Source organism: Paenibacillus pini JCM 16418, from assembly GCF_000576305.1.
In the GTDB taxonomy this organism is placed as follows: Bacteria; Bacillota; Bacilli; order Paenibacillales; family Paenibacillaceae; genus Paenibacillus_AQ; species Paenibacillus_AQ pini.
Map to the genome: position 1 here is coordinate 1 of NZ_BAVZ01000062.1, position 768 is coordinate 768.

1 protein-coding gene is annotated in these 768 nt (G+C 35.8%); it reads right to left on the reverse strand.

Translation table 11 applies throughout. The features are described from left to right. Positions 1–75: 75 nt before the first annotated feature. Positions 76–768: hypothetical protein (locus JCM16418_RS25245; RefSeq protein ID WP_036653847.1), on the reverse strand; the 693-nt coding region annotated here is incomplete at its 5' end.

Consider the following 768-nt stretch of genomic DNA (forward strand, 5'->3'; position numbering starts at 1 on the left):
TTTCTGATTAATTAATCTACAAAACACAAACAACCCACTTATGTCTCACGACAGTAGGGGATAGAGTATGTATGATTATTTTACTGTTGTATTAATGACTAGCTCTAGACCATTTTGCTTGTCCCATAGGAAAGATTGACCTTTTTTAACAGCACCAACATAGCCTGACTCATAGTGCCATGTGTCTGATCCAGAAGGAGAGCCCATGAATCTAACAATTACTCCATTGTCTTTTGTAATTGTTCTTTCTGAGTGGAAGTGCCCTGCATGAACCTCGTGATAAGTAGTTCTACCCCAAGCTTCTCTTGCTTCAACAGGCATTAATTCTCCAATGCGCTTTCCTTCAGCATGCCCATGAGAGAATTGAATTAAGTTTAATCCGAACTCAACATATTTCCTAATTTTAGGATTAGTGTCTACGCTAACGTTGGGATCATTTCTAAACCATGCTCCCAAATGTTCTGTGGCATAATAACTTAGTAATTTATCATGATTTGCTCCTACATAAAATGTATAAACTGGTGCATGTTGAGATAATAAATCAATTGCTTCGACAAGCATCTTAGTTCCAATCTTATACATTTGAGCTAATTTCAAATCCGTATCTTGTCTTGTTCCTGCTGTAGTAGTTACATTTCCGTTATCATAGTGAAAAAAATCGTGACTCCAAATGAAGAGTATCTTCTCTAGTTTGTAATCTTTAGTACGATTAAGTACGTCATTAATAATATAAAAAATCTTTCGCGAGCGATTTTCCAGTTGTATGTA